Origin of the sequence: Pseudomonas sp. NUPR-001, assembly GCF_052147955.1 — a bacterium.
Taxonomy (GTDB): domain Bacteria; phylum Pseudomonadota; class Gammaproteobacteria; order Pseudomonadales; family Pseudomonadaceae; genus Aquipseudomonas.
On the sequence record NZ_CP197353.1, the window covers coordinates 648,649 to 668,997 of the forward strand.

At 59.3% G+C, this 20,349-nt stretch carries 17 protein-coding genes; 11 read left to right on the plus strand and 6 right to left on the minus strand.

All coding sequences use genetic code 11. From position 1 onward, the window contains the following. Nucleotides 1-58: 58 nt before the first annotated feature. The 3 genes from dxs to ACP6KB_RS03080 form a co-directional block, all read right to left on the minus strand. Nucleotides 59-1,957 (minus strand): 1-deoxy-D-xylulose-5-phosphate synthase, encoded by a 1,899-nt coding sequence (gene dxs, locus ACP6KB_RS03070; RefSeq protein WP_442111984.1) that lies wholly within the window; start codon nucleotides 1,955-1,957, stop codon nucleotides 59-61. Between the two features lie 133 nt (nucleotides 1,958-2,090). Beyond that, nucleotides 2,091-2,978: a (2E,6E)-farnesyl diphosphate synthase gene (ispA, locus tag ACP6KB_RS03075; RefSeq protein ID WP_442111986.1), complete on the minus strand. Its 888-nt coding sequence runs from the start codon at nucleotides 2,976-2,978 to the stop codon at nucleotides 2,091-2,093. After that, on the minus strand, nucleotides 2,975-3,217 hold the full coding sequence (locus ACP6KB_RS03080; RefSeq protein WP_133210502.1) for an exodeoxyribonuclease VII small subunit: 243 nt from the start codon (nucleotides 3,215-3,217) through the stop codon (nucleotides 2,975-2,977). Before ACP6KB_RS03080 ends, ispA begins: the two co-directional genes overlap by 4 nt. Before the next feature lie 243 nt (nucleotides 3,218-3,460). Here ACP6KB_RS03080 and ACP6KB_RS03085 point away from each other — a divergent pair, with 243 nt between their 5' ends. The 4 genes from ACP6KB_RS03085 (at nucleotide 3,461) to ACP6KB_RS03100 (ending at nucleotide 8,622) form a co-directional block, all read left to right on the plus strand. Beyond that, nucleotides 3,461-4,864: an MBOAT family O-acyltransferase gene (locus ACP6KB_RS03085; RefSeq protein WP_442111988.1), complete on the plus strand. Its 1,404-nt coding sequence runs from the start codon at nucleotides 3,461-3,463 to the stop codon at nucleotides 4,862-4,864. Further along, nucleotides 4,851-5,957, plus strand: a complete 1,107-nt coding sequence (locus tag ACP6KB_RS03090; protein ID WP_442111990.1) for an SGNH/GDSL hydrolase family protein — start codon at nucleotides 4,851-4,853, stop codon at nucleotides 5,955-5,957. Before ACP6KB_RS03085 ends, ACP6KB_RS03090 begins: the two co-directional genes overlap by 14 nt. Beyond that, nucleotides 5,957-7,162, plus strand: a complete 1,206-nt coding sequence (locus ACP6KB_RS03095) for an SGNH/GDSL hydrolase family protein (RefSeq protein WP_442111992.1) — start codon at nucleotides 5,957-5,959, stop codon at nucleotides 7,160-7,162. The genes ACP6KB_RS03090 and ACP6KB_RS03095 overlap by 1 nt, the downstream gene beginning before the upstream one ends. A gap of 254 nt (nucleotides 7,163-7,416) precedes the next feature. After that, nucleotides 7,417-8,622 carry an RtcB family protein gene (locus ACP6KB_RS03100; RefSeq protein ID WP_442111993.1) on the plus strand — a complete coding sequence of 402 codons (1,206 nt, stop codon included), beginning with the start codon at nucleotides 7,417-7,419 and terminating at the stop codon, nucleotides 8,620-8,622. A 54-nt stretch (nucleotides 8,623-8,676) separates the two neighbouring features. Here the strand turns inward: ACP6KB_RS03100 and ACP6KB_RS03105 are convergent, their stop codons facing one another. Together ACP6KB_RS03105 and ACP6KB_RS03110 are read right to left on the minus strand one after the other, a co-directional pair. Continuing rightward, the gene (locus ACP6KB_RS03105) at nucleotides 8,677-9,768 is read right to left on the minus strand and encodes a toxin-antitoxin system YwqK family antitoxin (RefSeq protein WP_442111994.1); all 1,092 of its coding nucleotides are present in this window, start codon (nucleotides 9,766-9,768) and stop codon (nucleotides 8,677-8,679) included. 91 nt (nucleotides 9,769-9,859) lie between these two features. Continuing rightward, the gene (locus ACP6KB_RS03110; protein ID WP_442111995.1) at nucleotides 9,860-10,801 is read right to left on the minus strand and encodes a LysR family transcriptional regulator; all 942 of its coding nucleotides are present in this window, start codon (nucleotides 10,799-10,801) and stop codon (nucleotides 9,860-9,862) included. A gap of 87 nt (nucleotides 10,802-10,888) precedes the next feature. On the opposite strand from ACP6KB_RS03110, the gene ACP6KB_RS03115 reads away from it, so the two are divergent. The 4 genes from ACP6KB_RS03115 (at nucleotide 10,889) to ACP6KB_RS03130 (ending at nucleotide 16,357) form a co-directional block, all read left to right on the plus strand. After that, on the plus strand, nucleotides 10,889-12,214 hold the full coding sequence (locus ACP6KB_RS03115; protein WP_442111996.1) for an MFS transporter: 1,326 nt from the start codon (nucleotides 10,889-10,891) through the stop codon (nucleotides 12,212-12,214). Nucleotides 12,215-12,246: 32 nt separating this feature from the next. After that, nucleotides 12,247-13,179, plus strand: a complete 933-nt coding sequence (locus ACP6KB_RS03120) for a carbon-nitrogen hydrolase family protein (RefSeq protein ID WP_442111997.1) — start codon at nucleotides 12,247-12,249, stop codon at nucleotides 13,177-13,179. A 162-nt stretch (nucleotides 13,180-13,341) separates the two neighbouring features. Then, nucleotides 13,342-14,805 carry a DUF1254 domain-containing protein gene (locus tag ACP6KB_RS03125; RefSeq protein ID WP_442111998.1) on the plus strand — a complete coding sequence of 488 codons (1,464 nt, stop codon included), beginning with the start codon at nucleotides 13,342-13,344 and terminating at the stop codon, nucleotides 14,803-14,805. Between the two features lie 64 nt (nucleotides 14,806-14,869). Further along, entirely contained in the window at nucleotides 14,870-16,357 is a 1,488-nt protein-coding gene (locus ACP6KB_RS03130; protein WP_442111999.1) for a DUF1254 domain-containing protein, read from the plus strand. Between the two features lie 151 nt (nucleotides 16,358-16,508). Here ACP6KB_RS03130 and ACP6KB_RS03135 read toward each other — a convergent pair whose 3' ends face one another. Then, nucleotides 16,509-17,183 (minus strand): hypothetical protein, encoded by a 675-nt coding sequence (locus tag ACP6KB_RS03135; RefSeq protein ID WP_442112000.1) that lies wholly within the window; start codon nucleotides 17,181-17,183, stop codon nucleotides 16,509-16,511. Between the two features lie 323 nt (nucleotides 17,184-17,506). Here ACP6KB_RS03135 and ACP6KB_RS03140 point away from each other — a divergent pair, with 323 nt between their 5' ends. From ACP6KB_RS03140 to ACP6KB_RS03150, 3 genes are all read left to right on the plus strand, one after another. After that, a complete protein-coding gene (locus tag ACP6KB_RS03140) occupies nucleotides 17,507-18,718 on the plus strand; it encodes a hypothetical protein (protein WP_442112001.1) in 1,212 nt (403 codons plus the stop codon). Nucleotides 18,719-18,785: 67 nt separating this feature from the next. Further along, nucleotides 18,786-19,016: a helix-turn-helix transcriptional regulator gene (locus ACP6KB_RS03145; protein WP_442112002.1), complete on the plus strand. Its 231-nt coding sequence runs from the start codon at nucleotides 18,786-18,788 to the stop codon at nucleotides 19,014-19,016. 337 nt (nucleotides 19,017-19,353) lie between these two features. After that, nucleotides 19,354-20,325 (plus strand): hypothetical protein, encoded by a 972-nt coding sequence (locus tag ACP6KB_RS03150; protein WP_442112003.1) that lies wholly within the window; start codon nucleotides 19,354-19,356, stop codon nucleotides 20,323-20,325. Nucleotides 20,326-20,349 lie beyond the last annotated feature (24 nt).

Consider the following 20,349-nt stretch of genomic DNA (forward strand, 5'->3'; position numbering starts at 1 on the left):
CCCACAGAAGGGTTAATCAACCTACCTGTAGGAGCGGGCTTGCCCCGCGATAGAAGTCTCAAAGACCAAGCAATTGCATGCGCTGACGCACCGAGGCTTCAATACCGCTAGCATCCAGCCCGCACTCAGCCAGCATTTGCGCAGGCTTGGCGTGCTCGACATAGACATCTGGCAGGCCCAGGTGCAGCACCGGCTTGAGCACGGCTTCGCGGGCGAGGAACTCGCTGACCGCAGCACCGGCACCGCCCATGATGGCGTTCTCTTCGATGGTCACCAGCAGCTCGTGGCTTGCCGCCATGTCGCGCACCAAGGCTTCATCCAGGGGTTTGACGAAGCGCATATCCACCACAGTGGCATCCAGGTTTTCAGCAACCTTCAGTGCTTCTGTCAGCTGTACACCGAACACCAGCAGGGCGACTTTGCTGCCCTGGCGGCGCACCACACCCTTGCCGATTTCCAGCGGTGCGAGGTCGTTGTCGATGGTCGCGTTCGGGCCGCTGCCGCGTGGGTAGCGGACCGCCGCCGGGCCGTTGTAGAGGTGGCCGGTGCTGAGCATCTTGCGCAGTTCGTTCTCGTCGCTTGGGGTCATCACCAGCATGCCGGGGATGCAGCGCAAGAACGACAGGTCAAAACTGCCGGCGTGGGTCGGGCCGTCTTCGCCAACCAGGCCAGCACGGTCGATGGCGAACAGCACATCGAGGTTCTGCACGGCAACGTCGTGGATCAGTTGATCGTAGGCGCGCTGCAGGAACGTCGAGTAGATCGCCACCACCGGCTTGGCGCCTTCGCAGGCCATGCCCGCCGCCAGGGTAACCGCGTGCTGTTCAGCGATGGCTACGTCGAAGTAGCGCGCTGGGTAGCGTTCGCTGAAGGCCACCAGGTCGGAGCCTTCTTTCATCGCCGGGGTGATGCCGACCAGGCGCTCGTCAGCCGCAGCCATGTCACACAGCCACTGGCCGAACACCGCCGAATACTTCGGACCGCCAGCCTTTTTCGGCGCGGCAACCGGGGCATCGACAGGTTCGAGCTTGGTAATCGCATGGTAGCCAATCGGGTCGACTTCAGCCGGTGCGAAGCCTTTACCCTTCTTGGTGACCACGTGCAGGAACTGCGGCCCCTTTAGGTCGCGCATGTTGCGCAAAGTGGTGACCAGGGTCGGCAGGTCGTGACCGTCGATTGGGCCGATGTAGTTCCAGCCCAGTTCTTCGAACAGGGTGCCGGGTACCAGCATGCCCTTGGCGTACTCTTCGGTACGACGGGCGATTTCCCAGGCGCCAGGCAGACGCGAGAGCACCTTCTTGCTGCCTTCGCGCATGCTCGAATAGGTGCGGCTGGAGAGGATCTTGGCCAGGTAATTGGACAAGCCGCCGACATTGCGCGAAATCGACATGTCGTTGTCGTTGAGGATCACCAGCATGTCGGCATCCACTTCCTGAGCGTGGTTCAACGCTTCGAAAGCCATGCCGGCGGTCAGCGCGCCGTCACCGATTACCGCGATGGATTTGCGCGGATCGTTCTGCAGGCGGGCGGCAATTGCCATGCCCAGGGCGGCACTGATCGAGGTGCTGGAGTGGCCAACGCCAAAGGTGTCGTACTCGCTCTCGGCACGGCGCGGGAAGGCAGCAAGGCCGTCCTTCTGACGCAGGGTGTGCATGCGCTGGCGGCGGCCGGTGAGGATCTTGTGCGGATAGGCCTGGTGACCGACGTCCCACACCAGCCGGTCGTCCGGGGTGTCGAAAACGTAGTGCAGGGCAATCGTCAATTCGATAACGCCCAGGCCGGCACCGAAATGCCCGCCGGTCTGACCAACGGTATAGAGCAGCTCCTGGCGCAGTTCGTCAGCCAGGTTCTCCAGGTCGGCTTCAGCCAGCCGACGCAGGCCGGCAGGCGTATCGGCACGGTCGAGCAGCGGCGTGACCGGGCGTTCGCGGGGGATCTCTTGAAACGTCGTGGGCATCAGGCGAATCGTTATAGATATGAAGTGGCGGCAGTTTACCTTATTGCGGTAATGGCTGCCCGTTTGCGCTGATCGCTTCGCGGGGCAAGGCCGCTCTCACAGGAGCGGGTTTGTCCCGCGAAACGATCAGCGTTTAATTACGGCGTTCGACGATATAGCGAGCCAGTTCGCGCAACGGTTCGGCCGCTGCGTCGAATGGCCGCAGGGCGTCCAGGGCCTGATCGCGCAATTCCAAAGCATAGACCTTGGCGGCCTCCAGCCCGAGCAGGGCTGGGTAGGTTGGCTTGTCGCGAGCGATATCGGCGCCCTGGCGTTTGCCCAGGGTTTCAGTATCGCTTTCGACATCGAGAATGTCGTCTTGCACCTGGAAGGCCAGGCCAATGGCCTGCGCGTAGGTTTGCAGGGCATCGAGCTGCGCCTGGCTGGCGCGGGCGCTGGCCAGGGCGCCGAGGCGCACGCTGGCTTCAATCAGTGCACCGGTTTTGTGCCGGTGCATGAACTCAAGCGCAGTCTGATCCAGCTTGACCCCCACCGAACCGAGGTCGATGGCCTGACCGCCGACCATACCGGCCGGACCGGCCGCCAGGGCCAGGGTCTGGACCATGGCCAGGCGGATGCTGTCGGCCTGAGGGCTCAGCTGTGGGTCGAGCAGGGCGTTGAAGGCCAGGCTCTGCAAGCCGTCACCGGCAAGAATGGCGCAGGCTTCGTCAAAGGCTTTGTGCGTGGTTGGCTGACCGCGGCGCAGGTCGTCATCGTCCATGGCCGGCAGGTCGTCGTGTACCAGCGAATAGGCATGGATCAACTCGACAGCGCAGGCGGCGCCATTGGCTTGCTCAGGGGCAACGCCCAAGGCTTCGCAAGCGGCATAGGCCAGCAGCGGGCGTACGCGCTTGCCACCGTTCATCACGCTGTAGCGCATGGCGGCGTAGAGGCGGGTCAACTCCGCCGAAGGCGCAATGAACAACTGCTCAAGGGCGGCATCGACCCGAGCCTGAGAGCTGGCTTGGTACTGGGCAATCATTCTGCCGATTCCGCGTCGAAAGGTTCGGCCTTCAGTTCGCCATCGCGCTCCAGCAGCACCTGAACCTTCTGTTCGGCCTGAACCAGTGCGCTCTGGCAGTCGCGGGTCAGGCTGATGCCTTGTTCAAAGGCGGCCAGCGAGTCTTCCAGTGACAGCTCACCGTTCTCCAGGCGCTCGACCAAAGCTTGCAGGTCGGCGAGGGATTGCTCGAAATCAATAGTGGCTTTTTTTCGGGCCATGGCGGCTGTCTCGGTGGCAGTATAAACGGCGCGACACTAGCAGAGCGGGGCGGGGGGAGCAAATCGATAGGTCGGATCTTTCGTCGCATTCTGTTGCATAAACGCCGATGGCTAAGCCTTGATTTTCCTGCATGGCTCGCGTTGTGAGGGCTTGCAGCTCTCTGACATAATCGCGACCGCTTTATCTCGCGCCCTTCGCGCAGGTGCAGCCTTTTTCTCTGACGTCACGTAATGGACTACGTTGTGAGCTTCCTTTCGATCGAGTTTGGCCTCAGCTTCATTCTGTTTTTCGTCATTTACTGGAGTTTGTGCTGGAGCGTTCGCCTGCAGAACGTGTTGTTGCTGGCGGCTAGTTACGCGCTGGTGGCCAGTTTCAGCCTCAACTCCCTGTACGTTCTGCTGGGCTACACCGTGCTGGTGTACCTGCTCGGCCTGTTAGGCGAACGCTACCCCGGGCGACGCTTCAGTTATCTGCTGGTGTTGCTGCTGGTGCTGGGGTGTTTCTACCTGTTCAAGTATCAGGAATTCTTTGTCGGCAGCCTGCAGGGCGCGCTGGCCAGTGCCGGTTTCGATGTGTCGCTGCCGGTGCTGGAAGTGCTGGCGCCAATCGGGCTGTCGTTCTACGCCTTTCACTCGGTCAGTTACCTGGTGTCGATCAATCGCCGCCAGATGACCTCGGCAACCCCGCTGGATTTGGCGCTGTACCTGGCATTCTTCCCTAGCCTGATTGCCGGCCCGGTCAATCGTGCCGAGCACATGCTGGCGCAGATTCGCCCGCAGCGCCTGCGTCAGGTGCTGGAGCCGCAGCGGGCGCTGGGGCTGATTGCCCTGGCGGTGGTAAAGCTGTTTTTCTGCAGTGCCTGGCTGGCCAGCGAATGGGTTGACCCGGTGTTCGAGACCCCGGGCGCTTTTTCGCCCGAGCAGGTGCTGCTGAGCGTCTATGGCTACAGCTTCCTGATCTATTTCAACTTCAGTGGCTACACCAACCTGGTTACCGGGATTGCGCTGTTGCTGGGCTTTCGCTTGCCCGACAACTTCAACGCACCGTATGCCGCGCGCAATCTCAAGGAATTCTGGGCGCGTTGGCACATCAGCCTGTCGTTGTTCATTCGTGACTACGTGTACATCCCGCTAGGCGGTAACCGCCGCGGCGTTTGGCGCGGCAACCTGAACATGCTGCTGGCCATGCTGATTTCCGGGCTGTGGCATGGCGCGAGCGTGAACTTCATTATCTGGGGCGCACTGCATGGTGTTGGCCTGGCCCTGTACAAGGCTTCTACCTATGTACTGCCGCAGCCGATGCGCTGGCCGGGCGCCGGGTTGGCAGCGCGCTTGCTGACCTTCCATTACGTGGCCTTTGCCTGGATTTTCTTTCGCAGCGCCAACCTGGATGACGCCATGGACATGCTCGCCGGCATCGGCAGCTTGAGCCTGAGCGGGCTGTTCTCGGCTACTGGCCTGCTGCTGCTCGCTTGCGTGGCCTATGTTGCGCTGTATCCACAACTGCTGGCCTTGTTGCGGCCATTGTTTGCCGCCAGTACCCGCTTGCCCTGGCAGTTCTATCCGGTTCCGCTCGGGGTGTTTGTATCGTTGGTGATTTTTGCTTCGCAGTCAGGCGTGCCGGGGTTCATCTATGCCAGCTTCTAACTCGGCTCAACTGTTGCGTGCGCACCTGGGCGCGGCCAAGGCGCTCTACGGCATTGTGCTGACCACGGTGCTGCTGTTCTGGTTGAACCAGGACTCGATCAGTCTCTACTGCCAGCAGAAATACCATCAGAGCTGCGAGTTGCCGGTACTCGGTCAAAGCCCGGCCTGGCGCCTGGGCGCTAACCTGACGCAGGCCTTGGGTGCGGCCCGCGACAGCTTTGTCGACAGCCTGAGCCAAAGCGGCACGGCAGTCGCTCAAGTTGAAACCGTCGAGTTGCCAGCGCCGATTCCAGTGGTGCCGGTGCTGCTCGATACGCCTCCTGCGCCGCCTGCTGTCGTGAGCAAGCCGCCAGTTGCCAAAGTAGCGGCGGCGCCAATGGCGGTGGTCAGCAAGCCTGCCGCCGTTGCCCCGCCTTCTGTTCCAGCCGCCACGGTAGTCTCTCTCGCAGCAGGCGACGAAGTGTTCCTGGTGGGGGATTCGTTGATGCAAGGCGTAGCACCGCACCTGTCCAACAGCCTGCGCAAACGCTACCAGATCAAGAGCGTCAACCTCAGCCGGCAGAGCACCGGGCTGGCCTACCCAGGCTTTTTCAACTGGCCGCAAACCGTGGCCCGCACCCTGGACAGTTCGCCCAACATTCGCCTGATGGTGATTTTCCTTGGCCCCAACGATCCCTGGGATATGCCTCAGGGTAAGGGCAAGCCGTTCCTGCGCTTCAAGTCGCCAGACTGGGAAAGCGCCTACCGCCAGCGTATCGACGCCATTCTCGAACAGGCGCGTGAACATCAGGTGCAGGTGATCTGGGTCGGGCCACCGAATATGCAGAAACCGCGGTTGTCCAGTGCCATGGCCTACCTCAGCGGCTTGTACCAGGAGCAGGTCGGTCTGTATCAGCAACACTACCTCTCGGCCAACCCGGTGCTAGGTTACAAGGACGACACCTTCTCCTACACCTTGCAGAACAGCCAGGGTAAGCGGGTCAAGACCCGGGTCGATGACGGCATCCATTTCACCATTACCGGGCAGAAGCTGATTGCCGAACAGATACTGTCGATGATCGCCTTCCCGGGCCTCACTGTAACGGGACACTGATGCGTCAATTGCACAACATGCTCGGGCTCGCCCTAGTGATCCTGCTGTTGCCGGGCTGTAGCCCGGTGGCGGCAGTCAATAGCGCAGGCAAACCGGTCACCACTGCGGCCAGGCCACAGGTAAACCAGAGCGATGGCAACCTGGCGATATTGGCGGGCAAGTTCAAGGCCGCCAACCGTGCGCCGGTGACCATCGTTCAGTTCGGCGATTCCCACACCGCTGCCGATCTGTTCAGTGGCGAGATGCGCCGCTTGCTGCAAGCGCAGTATGGTGATGGCGGCATCGGCCTGGTGGCGGCCACGCCAGTGCCGGGCACGCGCTATGAGCAGGTCATTCTGAAAACTGCCAAGCGCCAGTGGGAACTGGTGTCGGCGCGCAACCAGCAAAGCAGCCAGTTCCCGCTGGGCGGCTACCTTTCGGTGCCGTTGGCGGCAAAGCCCAGCGTGCGCATCGAAGCCCGCGAACCGAGCGCCCAGCGTTACCGGGTGTCGGCGTTGTACCAGGCACGCGAGAGCACCTCGCTGCTGCTCAGTGATGGCCGTGGCCAGAACCGCCGACTGCTGGCGGCCACTGCCGGGCAATGGCGTTTCGGCCCGGTGGTCAACAACGTCGGCCTGCCGTTGGACCTGACCCTCGACAGCCGTCCCGGTACGGTGCTGGGTGGCTGGTACCTGCAAGGGCAGAAAAATGCCGGTGTCATCTACTCGGCCCTGGGTATCAATGGCGCACGGCTGGACGTGCAGAACAAATGGCAGCCCGGTTGGGACACCACGCTGAAATCGCTGCGCCCGGATCTGGTGATCCTCGCCTACGGCACCAATGAAGCCTTCGATGACACCCTGGACCTGAACCTGTACCAGGCTCAACTTCAGCAAACCCTTGAGCAGCTGCGCCGCAACCTGCCGCGTACGGTGCTGTTGCTGGTTGGCCCGCCTGACTCGATCAAACAGCGCAAGGCGCACAGTTGCGCGGCGCGCCAGCCGCAGCAGTTGGCGGCCATCGTGCGCATCCAGCGTGACACCGCCAGGCAAGCCAACGCCCTGTTCTGGGACTGGCAAGCCTATATGGGCGGGCCGTGCTCGATTGTCGCCTGGCAGGCGCAAGGCCTGGCGCGCGGCGATCTGGTGCACCTGAGCGCCGATGGCTATCGCAAGAGTGCGGCAGGGCTGTACGACTATCTGCGTACCCAGCTGAAATTGAAGTAAGGGCGGGGAAAAGGAGAGGCGGGGACAACTCCGGGTTGGCTTGCGGCGCCCCGTGGAGTTGTCTACCCGGCCCTCAAAAAGAGGCAAATCCAGATGCCCACAGGCACCTGCTCAGCACGTGTCGGTTGGCGTCATGCCAGCCGCGATTCGCTCCTCTGAAATACACCTTAGTTGCTGTCTGCTGTACTGTAAAATTTCTCGAACGCATGTATGTATCTGCGTGTAAATACAAGCCTGTCTAGCCGAGGTGGGACATGAACCTGCTCGAAGTGGCCGGTGGCAAACCGATCAAACTCTGGACCGAGGGTGTTCCCGTCGAAGACGAGGCCCGCCGGCAACTGATCAACACCGCGAAGATGCCGTTCATCTTCAAGCATCTGGCCGTCATGCCGGATGTGCATCTGGGCAAAGGTTCGACCATCGGCAGCGTCATTCCTACATTGGGTGCGATCATTCCGGCAGCGGTCGGGGTGGATATCGGCTGCGGCATGATCGCTGCGCGTACCTCGCTGCTGGCCCGCGACCTGCCTGACAACCTGCACCGCTTGCGCAGCGCCATCGAGCACGCCGTGCCCCATGGCAAAACCTTTGGCCGTCACGATCAAGGCGCCTGGGACAATGTCCCGGCACAAGCCGACCATGCCTGGAAAGCGCTGGCGGGACGCTTCAAGGCGATCACCGCCAAGTACCCGCGGCTGGAAAAAACCAACAACCGTCAGCACCTGGGCACCCTGGGCGGCGGCAATCATTTCATCGAAGTCTGTCTGGATGAGGCCGACCGCGTCTGGTTCATGCTGCACAGCGGATCGCGCGGGGTGGGTAATGCCATTGGCAACCTGTTCATCGAGCTGGCCCAGGCCGATATGCGTCAGCACATCGCCAACCTGCCGGATAAAGACCTGGCCTATTTCGCCGAGGGCAGCCGCCACTTTGCCGACTATGTCGAGGCGGTCGAGTGGGCCCAGGACTTTGCCCGGCAGAATCGCGCCTTGATGATGCAGGCGGTGATCAGTGCGGCTCGTCAGGTACTTGGGCGAGCGTTCGAAGCCGACTTGGAAGCGGTCAACTGCCACCACAATTACGTACAGCGCGAGCGCCACTTCGGCCACGACATTCTGGTCACCCGCAAAGGCGCAGTGTCGGCGCAGAAAGGCCAGTTGGGCATCATTCCCGGTTCGATGGGGGCCAAGAGTTTTATCGTGCGGGGCTTGGGCAACGAAGAATCATTCTGCTCGTGCAGCCACGGCGCCGGGCGAACCATGAGCCGTACCCAGGCGAAAAGGCAGTTCACCGTGCAGGATCAGGTGCGTGCGACAGCCCATGTCGAGTGCCGCAAAGACAAAGACGTCATCGATGAAATTCCCATGGCCTACAAGGACATCGACGCGGTGATGCAGGCCCAGCGGGAGCTGGTGGAGGTGGTGCATACCTTGCGCCAGGTGGTGTGCGTCAAGGGTTGAAGTGAGGGCAGCTATGGAGCTGCCCTCAACGTTCGTGGGTAGTGCAAATACCGGTTAAGGCATCTTCCCTTCGGCGCACCAGTCTTCCCACTCACCGATCTGCCCGCTGGTGACCATGGCGTCCTCACCCACTTCATTGCGGTAGGCACTGACCCAGCTGTCCAGGCAGGTTTCGGCAGACACCACGGCGGCAGTGTTCAGCAGCGACGATGCCGACTCGCGTACGCCATTGGCCCAGCGCTCTTCGCCTTCAAGCTGGCCCGTCTGGGCGTTGTACGACTGGATTACGCCATCCGGTACCAGGTTGCCTGGGTAGCCGCTGTGGAAGTCTTCATCCTCAGCCTCTTGAGTGCGCACCAGCTTTATTTCCTGAAGCATCTTTCCATCTGGCGTACTGAACTGGCGGAACCAGCCGGAAACAGCAGTACCGTTTTGGTAAACAACTTCGGACTCTTGCTGCACAATTTCGGTGTGCAGCATGTTCTTGAACTGCTTCTGCACGCCATCCAGCTTGCCGTTGTTGTAGTTACCTTCTGCCGCCACATATTGCTTCATGCCGCCGACAAAGTAGCCATAAGCGGTTTGTGCACCGTGCAGTTGACCGTTGGCATAGTTCTGCTTGCCATTGGAGTCGGTTTCGAAGCCGCTGAACTTGTTGCCGTTGCTCCAGGTCAGCTCAGTGATCACCTTGCTACCGTCGGTGGTCCAGCGAGTTTCCTTGCCGTCTGGCTGGCCATTTTTAAACACTTGCTGGTACGTCAGCACACCGTTCTGGTATTCCTCGGTAACTCCGTCCTGGCGGCCGTCTTTCCAGTTTTTCACCGACACCTTGGCACCCGACTTGGCGTCGTACACGGTTTCTACACCGCTCTTTTTGCCAGCGGCATATTCAACTTCGTAGACCTTGCGCGAATCGTAGAAACATTCGCTTTTACCGTTGTAGCGACCCTTCTCTACTTCCGAGTTGCACAGTGCCGAAACACCGGGCAGGCCAGCTGGTGTGTTAACCACGCGGCCGCTGAACGGGTCGGTGTCGCCGTACTTGTAGATCAGACCGTTTCTCGTCACAACTTCCGCGTTGTCGATTTCGGCGCTGCAGCCTGTCAGCACAACAGCGGCCAAAGTGACTGCAAGTAGATTTCTCATGTTGCGTTCCATATCAATGAGCACCTTGAAGAGGCGGGAAGTCTCGAGGTTCAGAGGGGCGGATGTCAATATGATGGCGCCAGCGCGCCGCTCAGATCGCTGTGAGCGAATCACGCTGCTGCTCTTGTGTGGTGTCGATGATGAAATTGCGCAGCCAGCAGTTGTGCGGATCGTCGTTATGCTCGACATCCCAGACCATGAACACGCGAAAGGCCGGAACGAAAATCGGCACCGGGCTGACGGTCAAACGCGCGATCCGCGCATAGGACAGGGCCGCAAAGGTCGGCAAGGTGGCGATCACGTCGCTTTGCGCCAGGGTCGCCAAGGCGCCACTGAAATGAGTGAACGAAGCCGAGACGCGGCGGGCAACGCCTTCGCTTTCCAACAGGTCGTCGACGAACCCCCGACGCCCATCGAAGGAAATCCTCACATGCTCGTGCTTGAGGTATTCATCACGGGTGAGCGGGCTTTTCAGGCCAAGGCGTGGGCCGTCGTACAAGCACGAGTAAGACGAAGAAAACAGCACCTGTGAGCTGTAATGCGAGGTCAGCTCCTTGGGTTCGGAGCACAAGACCAGATCGATGTCCGGATCCGCCAATGAGGTTTTCCACAGCGAACTGTTGCTCTGATGGAAGGCAAATTTCACCGAAAGCCCACGCGCCTTTGCCTCGTTGACCAGCCTGGGCGAAAGGTAGCTTTCGATATCGTCCGACAGGGCAATGTTGAACACCCGATTCGACGATTCGGCGGAGAACTGTGGGCGTTGCTCGACGATTGATGCGACGGCGGTCAGGGCTTCGGTGATCTTCGGCGCAATCTCCATTGCCCGCCGCGTTGGCACCATGCCCGTGCCGGTGCGGCTGAACAACTCATCCTGAAATTGTTCGCGCAGACGTTTGAGCGAAGAGCTCACTGCGCCTTGAGTGACATGCAGTACCGCTGCCGCACGGGTCACGCTGCGCTCATTCATCAAACACTGAAAAACGATGAGCAGGTTGAGGTCGACCCTGCTGATATTAGCAACACTAATCATGGCTATCTCTTATATTCGTTTGATTAATTTGCCTTGGCATTCTTAATCTCACTGCGCTTAAACACAACAATAAACGGGTGACCCGGAATGCAAGATTCGATAGCGCAGGCACAGCACGCTGAACGTGCAGCCTCATCAAACGACGCGGCAGAGCTGCGCAAACGCGCCATCGCCGTGGGTATTGGCAACTTCATGGAGTGGTTTGACTTTGCCATCTACGGCTACTTCGCCGCAGTGATCGGGCAGCTGTTCTTTCCTTCCACAGCGCCTGGCGTGTCACTGCTGTCGTCGTTGGCGGTGTTTGCCGTGGGCTTTCTCTCACGCCCGTTGGGCGCCGTGGTGCTCGGGCCGATCGGCGACAAACTGGGGCGGCGTGCGGTGCTGATCATTACCGTGTTCGGCATGGGCCTGGCCACCACCTTGATCGGCCTGTTACCCGACTATGCGGCCATTGGCATCGCCGCGCCGATCCTCCTGGTTGCGCTGCGCTTTCTGCAGGGGATGATGGTCGGTGGCGAGTGGTCCAGCGCCGGGATCTACATCGTTGAAAGCGCCCCCGCCAATCGCCGGGCCACCGCCGCCAGTGTCATCACCGGCACCGCGGGCGCAGCCTTTCTGTGTGGTACTGCAATCGCCGCCATCATCACCGCGACACTCTCGGATGCAGACCTGATGCAGTGGGGCTGGCGCGTACCGTTCGTGGCCTCGATCGTCATGGCCGCTGTGGCCATGTACATCCGACGCAAACTGGGTGACACCCCCGTTTACGAAGCGCTGCAGCACAAGCGCGCCACCCATGCCCTGGAGCCGGTGTCGCGCCAGGCCAAACAGCGCGCTTTCGTAATCTCGTTCGCTTTTTCCGCGTTGTTTGGGGTGTCGCTGTATTACTTCATCACCTACGCCAACACCCACCTGACCCAAACGGTGGGCCTGGGCAAATCGACCGCCCTGCTGCTGTGCAGCGTGGCCCTGGCGCTCTATACCCTGTTCAACCCACTGGTTGGCCGCTTGAGTGATCGCTTCGGCCGCCGTCCGTTCGTATTGGCCGCCGCCGCAGGCCTGACCCTGCTGGCGTACCCGGTGTTCCTGCTGATGAACACCGGCAGTTTCGCCGCGATCCTGTTGGGACTGGTGATCATGGCCGTGCTGGTGGCGATCACCGCGGTGATGGATGTGGTGCTGCTGGTTGAAGTGTTTCCGGCATCGATTCGTTCGACTGGCGCAGCCGTCGGCCATAACGTCGCCCTGGCGTTGCTGGCCGGGCCTGGGCCGTTCATTGCCGTCGCCCTGATCCAGGCCACGCACAACCCGAACATTCCCGCAGCCTACCTGGCGGCGGTGTCGCTGATCTGTTTCATCGTGCTGTGGTTCCTGCTCCCGGAAACCAAAGACCGCGACATCACTCGCGGTTAAGACCCTCTTCAACATCCATCAAGGGAAGACTCATGATCAAGGTTGCCGTTGTTCAAGCTTCAGCTATCCCCTTCGAACCGCAACTGAGCGCCGAGAAAGCCGCCGGGCTGATTCGCGACGCTGCTGCGCAAGGCACGGCACTGGCGGTGTTTCCCGAGGCGTTTCTCGGTGGTTACCCCAAAGGCGCTGCGTTCGGCACCGTCGTCGGTAGCCGCAGCGACCTTGGCCGGGCCCAGTACCTGCGTTATCTGCAAGGCGCGGTGAGCCTGGACGGGCTGGAGCTGGCCAGGCTGTGTGAAGTGGTCAATGAAACCGGCGTCCATGTGGTGATGGGCATCATTGAGCGCCTGGGCCGGACCTTGTACTGCACCGCCGTGACCCTGGCGCCGGGGCAGGGCGTGGCGGGCTATCACCGCAAGCTTATGCCAACCGGGCAGGAGCGAATCATCTGGGGCTTTGGCGATGGCTCGAGCATCGCCCCGGTGGATACCCCATTCGGCCGGCTTGGCACCGTGATCTGCTGGGAAAACTACATGCCGGCACTGCGTCAGGCAATGTATGCCCAAGGCACGGAAATCTACTGTGCGCCGACGGCCGACGATCGTCCTACCTGGGCGTCGTCGATGATCCACATCGCTCTGGAAGGACGCGTTCCGGTGCTGTCGGCGTGCCAGGCGATCACCTTGGGCGAATACCCGGCGGCCTATCGGGAAGACTTCGGCCTGGCCGCTGCAGAAGACGACTACATCATGCACGGCGGCAGCATGATCGTCAGTGCCACCGGGCAAGTACTGGCCGGGCCGGTGTTTGATCAGGAAACCATTCTGTATGCCGACATTGACCTGAGCGTGGGGCAAGCCAGCAACCTGGACTTTGACGTCTGCGGGCATTACTCACGGCCGGACGTGTTCACGCTCAAGGTCAATACCGCGGCGATGAAGCCGGTGGTGTTCGAGGGCGATTGAAGTGGGGTAATCGTCCAGGGTGGCACAGGCGGCTTGCCGTCTCCCTCTCGCGATCTAGACTCACACAGTCTTTTATTGCGAAGCATTGATGGGCACAGCTGGCTGTCCATCGTCATGCGCAGTTTCGCCCTCTATCCCGATGTCTGTGCAAGGACGTTGAATATGGCTGACCCGAAGAAACTGTTCTGTGCTGCTCTTTTGACCTTCCCACTTGCTGGCGCCTTGCAGGCGGCTGAACCTGCCAAGGCACCAGCGGAGCAGCTTACCCAGCCTGCCAGCGGGGTGCTGATGCACCCCGAATACGCCAAGACAATTGCGCGGATGGCGTACCTGTGGGGTTGGCCGATGGTCAACATGATCAATCGCTATGATCGCATCACCAAGGCGCCGCACCCAGGTTTGCTGGGAGGCATCCTGCCCGCCGCGCCGCGCGGCCAGCTCGGCATGCTGCACGACTACATTACCCCGGCTGAAACCTTCGTCACCTGCCCGAACCAGGACGTTGTCTACGGCCTGGGCTTCTTCTCGCTGGATGAGGAACCGGTAATTGCTCAGGTGCCGGACTTCGGTGATCGTTTCTGGGTCTACGCGATGTACGACCAGCGCACCGATCAGTTCGGCCAGTTGGGCAAACCCTACGCCAGCAAGCCCGGCTTCTACCTGCTGGTAGGGCCGAACTGGAAAGGGGAAAAACCCGATGGCGTGGAGGCCATCATTCGCAGCCCCACGGCGTTGGCCAACACCATTCCGCGGGTGTTCATGGACGATACCGCCGAGGACCGTGCGGCCATCCAAGACAAGCTCAACCAGGTGGTTTTCTACCCGCTGAAGGATTACGACGGGAAGATGAAAACCATCGACTGGAAGAAAACCCCAGACATCCCGGTACCCAATGCCGACAGTGCGAGTCAGGGCGAAACCAAGTGGGTGATTCCGGAGAAGTTCTTCGACCAGTTCCCGCAGGTGCTCGATACCGTGGCACCGCTGCCGGGCGAGGAAGCCCTTTACGCACAGTTCCGTCAACTGATGGCCATCGCCGCCAAGGATCCAGAGATCAAGAAACTGCTGGTTGAAGAGGCCAAGCTGGCAGACAAGGAGCTGATCGCACCGTTCTTCCAGTGGAAGCACAATGGTCACCCGGCAGGCAACGGCTGGAACCGCTCTACCAATAATGCGCAGTGGGGCGTGGACTATTTCAACCGCACCGGTACGTCCAAGTCGAACATGTTCGACAACCGCCCCAATGAAACCCAGTACTTCTATACCGACTTTGACGGCAGTGGCGCGCAGCTCAACGGTGCTCACAGCTACGAAGTGACCTTTGCCAAAGGCGAGGAGCCGCCGGTGCAAGGTTTCTGGTCGCTGACCCTGTACAACCAGCACCATTTATTCAGCGCCAACGATCTCAAACGTTACTCGCTTGGCACCAAAAACAAGGACCTCAAGCGCAATGCCGATGGCTCGCTGACGATTTACGTTGGCCCGGTTTCCCCAGGCAAGGACAAGGAGAGCAACTGGCTGCCATCGCCGAAGGAGCCGATCTCGTTGTACATCCGCGCCTACTGGGGTAAGGCGCCGATCCTCGATGGAAGCTGGAAGCCGCCAGTTATCCAGAAGATCAAATAGGCCTTGCACTGCGCTTGCTCTGGCGGTGCATGGGCACCGCCACTTATTTTCAGGAGATCGGTCCATGGGTTCCATGCAACGTGTGTTTACGCTGTCGGTTCTGGCGGCTTCGCTGATGGGCCTGCCGCTGGCTCAGGCGGCGGAGCAGGCGCCGGCTTCACCGTTGATCAAGCAGATCAACAATGGCAACTGGCTCGACCCGAAAGAGGCCGAAAGTCTGCGTGATGAGCTGTACTACCAGCGCGCTGTGTTCGCTTACATGACCATGCTGCCGGCGCTCAACACCATCGGCATGAAGGACGGTTCAGAGAAGGCTTTCGGAGCGGGCTACAACATTCTGCCGATCTGGAAACAGCGCATGGACTCGCGGACCATGGTGCCCACGCCAAACGCCGACGTGATTTACTCGATGAGCTACCTAGACCTCAAGCAGACCGGCCCTCTGGTAGTGAAGGCACCGGCCAACGTGATCGGCATGTTCACCGACTTCTTCCAGCGCACGCTAACCGACGTTGGCGCCATTGGGCCTGATCGTGCGCGCGGGGGGCTTTATCTGCTGCTGCCGCCGGACTACAACGGCCCGGTGCCGGGCGGTTACTTCGCGGTCAAGTCGCGTACTTACAACGTGTTTCTGTTCTTCCGCACCGTCATGGCCAAAGGTGAGGGCAAGCCTGACCCGGCACCAGCGGTGAAGAACGCCGAAACCACCCGCGTCTATCCACTCTGGGCGACCGAAAAAGACGCCACACCCATGCAATTCCCCGATGCCAGCGGCAAGTCGCTGGACATGATGTATCCGGTCGACAGCAACTACTGGAGCAAGCTCAAAGCCTTTGTTGATTACGAGCCGGTCGAAGCGATTGATCCGGAGCTGCGTGGCGTTCTGGCCTCCATCGGCATCATCAAGGGGCATCCCTTCGAACCAAACCAGAAACAACAGGAACTGCTGAAAAAGGCGGTGGAAACTGCGCCGAAGATGATCCTCGCCAATCGCCAACTGGGGCGCGACGACAAGCGCAACCTCTATTACAAAGACCGCCAATACGAGAACACCTGGGCGGGCGGCACCAATGACTGGATGCAGGAAAGCTACCTGGACGTGAATCAGCGGGCCAACTTCTTCCAGTTCGCCTACTCGTCGGCACCGGCGATGGTGATGCACACCACAGGCGCGGGTTCGAAGTACCCCTTCACCGGGCGTGACAAAGACGGCAAGTTCCTCGAAGGCGGCAGCACCTACAAGTTGCGCCTGCCGCCAAATCCACCCGCCGCGCTGTTCTGGGCGGTGACGGCATACAACATCACCGACGGCACCATGCCGCAGACCGAGCAATTGCTGCCCTCCACCAACGGCTACTACGACATACCCAAGCAGTCGGACGGGTCTATCGAGATTTGGTTCGGTCCGGAAAAACCTCAGGATGTAGCCGACGCGGCGTTTATCCAGACCATTCCCGGGCGCAACTTCCTGGTCGCCTTGCGCCTGTATGGCAGCGAAGACCCGTTCTACGACCAGACTTGGAAGCCAGATGATGTGGTGAAGGTGAAGTAGGATTCTGAAAATCCTAGGGGCATTAAAAAGCCGGCTTGTGGCCGGCTTCATATTTTTTTAACATGTTGATTTTTATAGAATAAATATTTTATTTCTCTTATGACCCACACATTGACCCACATTCTGGCGCGTGGCTTTGGTTGGAGTGGGGCTAGATCACCCTAGGGCTCAGCATTTCATGCTTGGCTACGGCTGCGTCGATAGCTTCCTGGACTACACGCATTCGGCGTTCTGCAAGAGCTGTAGCAGCTGCTTCGTCTTCGGAGGATAACTCTGGCAGGTCTTCCTTCAGAAAGGTTTCCCAGCGCGTGAGCTGCTTCATGCAGTGGTGCAACTGTTTTCTGGCCTGATCAATCCGAATCTTGTCCAGCTCCAGTGCAAGCTTGTGCGAGTTGCGTATGACCTTGGCCTCTTGAGCATCCCGACGCATCACCTCTTTCTGCGCTGAGGCTACTTGGGCGGCGTCTTCGATCAAGCGCTCAAGTAGAGCCGTCTCTGTTGTTCTTTGACTTTTCGCGAGTCTCTTGAGTGTGGTCTTGGTTTCGAGTGGGAGCGTAAAAGAGCAGGTTTTCCTGCCGCCTTCCGCCAGTCGATAGCGCCTTTGTCTGATAGCGTTTCTTAGTCGCTCAATGAGCTTTACACCTTCAGCCTCATTTTCGAGAGCATGGATCGACCTGACGAGGTAGCTGAAGTTGCTATCGGCAAGGGCGCTCAGGCTGTTTTGCAGCGAAGAAGAGCATCGGCGCAATAGGTAGCGTGCCGCCCACTCCCACTCGTTCCTGTCCTTCTCGTTCAACCAGCCAGGTGCTGCTTCGATCTCGCTCATTTTCAAATCTCCTTTTTGCCCGCCCTATTCGGGAAGCGCCACTCTTCCACTGCTGGACGGTGTTGCAGGACCTAGCATCGGGGCCTGTAGAAAACGCTATTGCGTTGGAAATAAATATAATGTTAACAGCCTTGTTAAAATATTTGTTATCAGAAGCGTTATATGAAGTTGATAAGCTGAATTTATAGGGTGTAAAACGTCATCTAAATTTTCATTTTTCTGTGGATAATATGGCTAGAATGCTATTTTTTTATGAAGATCTAGAGATTGGTGCAGAGTCTAGATTTTTCCTGCAAGCCTTGATATGCCGAGAGCAGGTACTCTTGGCCGCCCCATTCAAGATCAAGTCGATTGCGAGGCTTCTGTGCCTGACAGAAAGGTTGGTCAGAGAGGCTTCGCGGGAGCTGGCCGACGCTGGGCTATTGGTGATCAAAAAGCAGGCAGACAAGGTGGGGCGTCCGGGGCAGGAATATGAGGCGTCGCGGTACCTCCTGGATCTGATGGCCAAGCCAGAAGAGCGTGCGTTTGTTCATCAGGACCTGATCCAGCGTCTCTTCAGTGAGCCGGAGATTTTTGCCGAGGGTCCTCTATCTGAAACAGATGCGGGGAACGAAAAGGCTGCGCGTCAGCCGGTACGCAAGGATGGGCGACCGGCCGCCCCGGGGGCTTGTGGGCGTCTGGGGGCGTCCACGAGAGTGTTTTTGGCTGCCCTTTTAAGCTTTGCCGATCAGTGTGGGGTTGTGGCTGGGGTGGGGGAGGCGAGGCTCCGAGCAATGACGGGCTTGAACCCGACTGCACTCAAGCATCAGGTGGCACGGCTAGTCAGCCTGGGCTTCGTACGTGGTCATGTGCCTGGCGTATCCAATGGCATCTTCGTTGGGGCAAGAGTTCCCAGTACCTATTACCTGAACCTCAATCATCCGCAGCTAGGTGAGCAGAGTTTCCGTTGCGCCGTGCTGGTTTATGCAGAGGATGGACTGTCCTGTAGCGAAAGGTTGACCAGCGGGTTGTCGCTTGATGTAGCACGAGCTCTTCTCGCTCTGGGACCTGCAGCGCTGGATGTCCTGTATCACAAGCTGGCCGGGTATACGTCGCATCTGCTGTCCCAGACATGGGGAGGGCCAGGCGAAAGATACGGCAAAGTTCCTGCGTCTCTAGAGGGCGTGATCGGTCGAGAGTTGGCGCAGCTAAAGGTGGGAAGGCCGGGGCAGGACGAGGCAGGCTACTACTGGCCTGGAGTGCTCGATCACTTCTTTGAGGTGGCGTTCGAGTGGGCTGAACACTTGAAGCAGAAGTTAAATGGCAAGGCGTGGTCGGGGTACCAGCCTCAGGTGATTAGGCTGATACCTGCGCCGGAGTCAGAAGAGGGCGATAGTGACTTGAGGGTCGTTTCCCTGATCGTCTATCCGGCTCCCGAGAATCAGAAAGGCTGTATTGTGTTCAAGGATGTCCATGGTGGATTCCTTCGTGAGTTCGACTGCGAGGCTGACCTGAATGTGCGGAACCGCTACGAGTTTGGCTTGCTAACCGAGTAGGTGCCCGAGCCTTCGAGTTATTTCTTACCACCCCTGCAGATCCTCTGAGCCACAGAGGAGCCTGCTCATGCGAATCATCCGTCTGAAAGAAGTCATCGACTCGACCGGCCTTGCTCGGTCGACCATCTACAGATACATCGCGGAAGGCACCTTCCCGAAACCGGTGTCACTGGGCGACCGTTGCGTCGGCTGGGTTGACAGTGAGGTGCACGACTGGATCCTAGCTAGGATCGAGGAGCGTGACTTGGCAGAAGGTACTGCGGTGCGCACCACTGGCCACCTGAGCATGGTCAGCTAGAAACCACCATTTACGCCATGACCGGTCGGTAGCTGGTCATGGCGTTTATGCCGCATGGAAGAGTTCGGAATTCTCAGCTAACTCTCCCAGGATGCGATTCGGCAAATCTCTCGGCAGGCAGGGCAATGTTGCTCCCCTTTGCCAGGTCTCGCTGGGAGGGTTGGTGATGGGTTGGGCTGCTTCTAGTGATATAGCTATTTGCTATCAGTAACTAATCATTCAATAGCCATTTGAACTTATTCAGTACGACACTTACTGCACAGGTAGGGATAGGTCGTTGGTTAAAAAATACACAACACGTGCCTGTTATGCACAACAAGCAACCAGGTACCCATCCATGACCGATCGCAAGACTTACACCCACCTTTCCCAGGCCGATATTGCCCTACAGATCGAGCGACTTGTCCAGGCCATCGAAGATTCCGATTCACCGGCATTCCGAATCAAGCAAGCCCGGACAGGGTACGAACGCGTCCAAGAGACCAAGCTCTCTCGGTACCTCGATCACATCCAGCAGATGGTCGACCTATTCGAAGGCCCTATCGAATACAGCTACAGCGAACACCTGCAAGCGTTCAGGGCTGCATGTCAGGACATCGGGCTGGAGCGCCACCCTGATGGCCCTGCCTGTCTGAATGAGGAGGGTACGGCCTACCTGGATCATCATCACAGCATGAACGTCTTGGTCGCCCGGATCCGTGAGTTGACTCGTGAGCGGTGGTATCTCCGCAGGAAGCATGACCTCCGCCACCAGGCCAAGGAGCAGGAGATCCAAGTCTGCGACTACGCCGATGCCTTATGTGAGCTCTACTCGCGCATCACCATCATCAGGGTCGACTTCCACTACCGTTCTGAGGCGCAGGCCAGGCTACGCGTCGAGCATGTGTTCGAAGACTTGGATGAGCTGATTGCGAAGCACAAGCGCAATGCGATCTTTGACCAGCTCATCGGCCACATTTATTCGGTGGAGCAGGGAGACAGGAGTGATGGCGGGGGCTACCACATCCATGCAGCCTATTTTTTCAATGGCAACGAGGTGCGTGGAGATGTCTTCAAGGCTATCCAGCTCGGCGAGTTATGGGAAGATATCACGCATGGCCAGGGCTACGTGCACAGCTGTAACTACGACAAGGAGAAATACGGTGACGAGTGTGGTATTGGTCGTATCCTGAGGAGTGATCGAGCAATTCGTGGCCATATTCACAAGGCAGTGAAGTATCTTGTCAAAGACGCTCAGCACCTGCGCTTGAGGCCCGAGGGAGCTCGATGCCTGCGGCCGGGCCAACTGAAACGCCTCCGTGGAAGATAAAACTCCGAAGAGCTAACTGTCGGA

Bases quoted from the DNA above. Each gene is read 5' to 3' on its own strand.
- ACP6KB_RS03130 (WP_442111999.1), top strand. From the start codon at position 14,870: ATGGGTTCCATGCAACGTGTGTTTACGCTGTCGGTTCTGGCGGCTTCG.
- ispA (WP_442111986.1), bottom strand. From the start codon at position 2,978: ATGATTGCCCAGTACCAAGCCAGCTCTCAGGCTCGGGTCGATGCCGCC.
- dxs (WP_442111984.1), bottom strand. From the start codon at position 1,957: ATGCCCACGACGTTTCAAGAGATCCCCCGCGAACGCCCGGTCACGCCG.
- ACP6KB_RS03100 (WP_442111993.1), top strand. From the start codon at position 7,417: ATGAACCTGCTCGAAGTGGCCGGTGGCAAACCGATCAAACTCTGGACC.
- ACP6KB_RS03110 (WP_442111995.1), bottom strand. From the start codon at position 10,801: ATGATTAGTGTTGCTAATATCAGCAGGGTCGACCTCAACCTGCTCATC.
- ACP6KB_RS03125 (WP_442111998.1), top strand. From the start codon at position 13,342: ATGGCTGACCCGAAGAAACTGTTCTGTGCTGCTCTTTTGACCTTCCCA.
- ACP6KB_RS03095 (WP_442111992.1), top strand. From the start codon at position 5,957: ATGCGTCAATTGCACAACATGCTCGGGCTCGCCCTAGTGATCCTGCTG.
- ACP6KB_RS03115 (WP_442111996.1), top strand. From the start codon at position 10,889: ATGCAAGATTCGATAGCGCAGGCACAGCACGCTGAACGTGCAGCCTCA.
- ACP6KB_RS03105 (WP_442111994.1), bottom strand. From the start codon at position 9,768: ATGAGAAATCTACTTGCAGTCACTTTGGCCGCTGTTGTGCTGACAGGC.
- ACP6KB_RS03120 (WP_442111997.1), top strand. From the start codon at position 12,247: ATGATCAAGGTTGCCGTTGTTCAAGCTTCAGCTATCCCCTTCGAACCG.
- ACP6KB_RS03150 (WP_442112003.1), top strand. From the start codon at position 19,354: ATGACCGATCGCAAGACTTACACCCACCTTTCCCAGGCCGATATTGCC.
- ACP6KB_RS03135 (WP_442112000.1), bottom strand. From the start codon at position 17,183: ATGAGCGAGATCGAAGCAGCACCTGGCTGGTTGAACGAGAAGGACAGG.
- ACP6KB_RS03145 (WP_442112002.1), top strand. From the start codon at position 18,786: ATGCGAATCATCCGTCTGAAAGAAGTCATCGACTCGACCGGCCTTGCT.
- ACP6KB_RS03080 (WP_133210502.1), bottom strand. From the start codon at position 3,217: ATGGCCCGAAAAAAAGCCACTATTGATTTCGAGCAATCCCTCGCCGAC.
- ACP6KB_RS03090 (WP_442111990.1), top strand. From the start codon at position 4,851: ATGCCAGCTTCTAACTCGGCTCAACTGTTGCGTGCGCACCTGGGCGCG.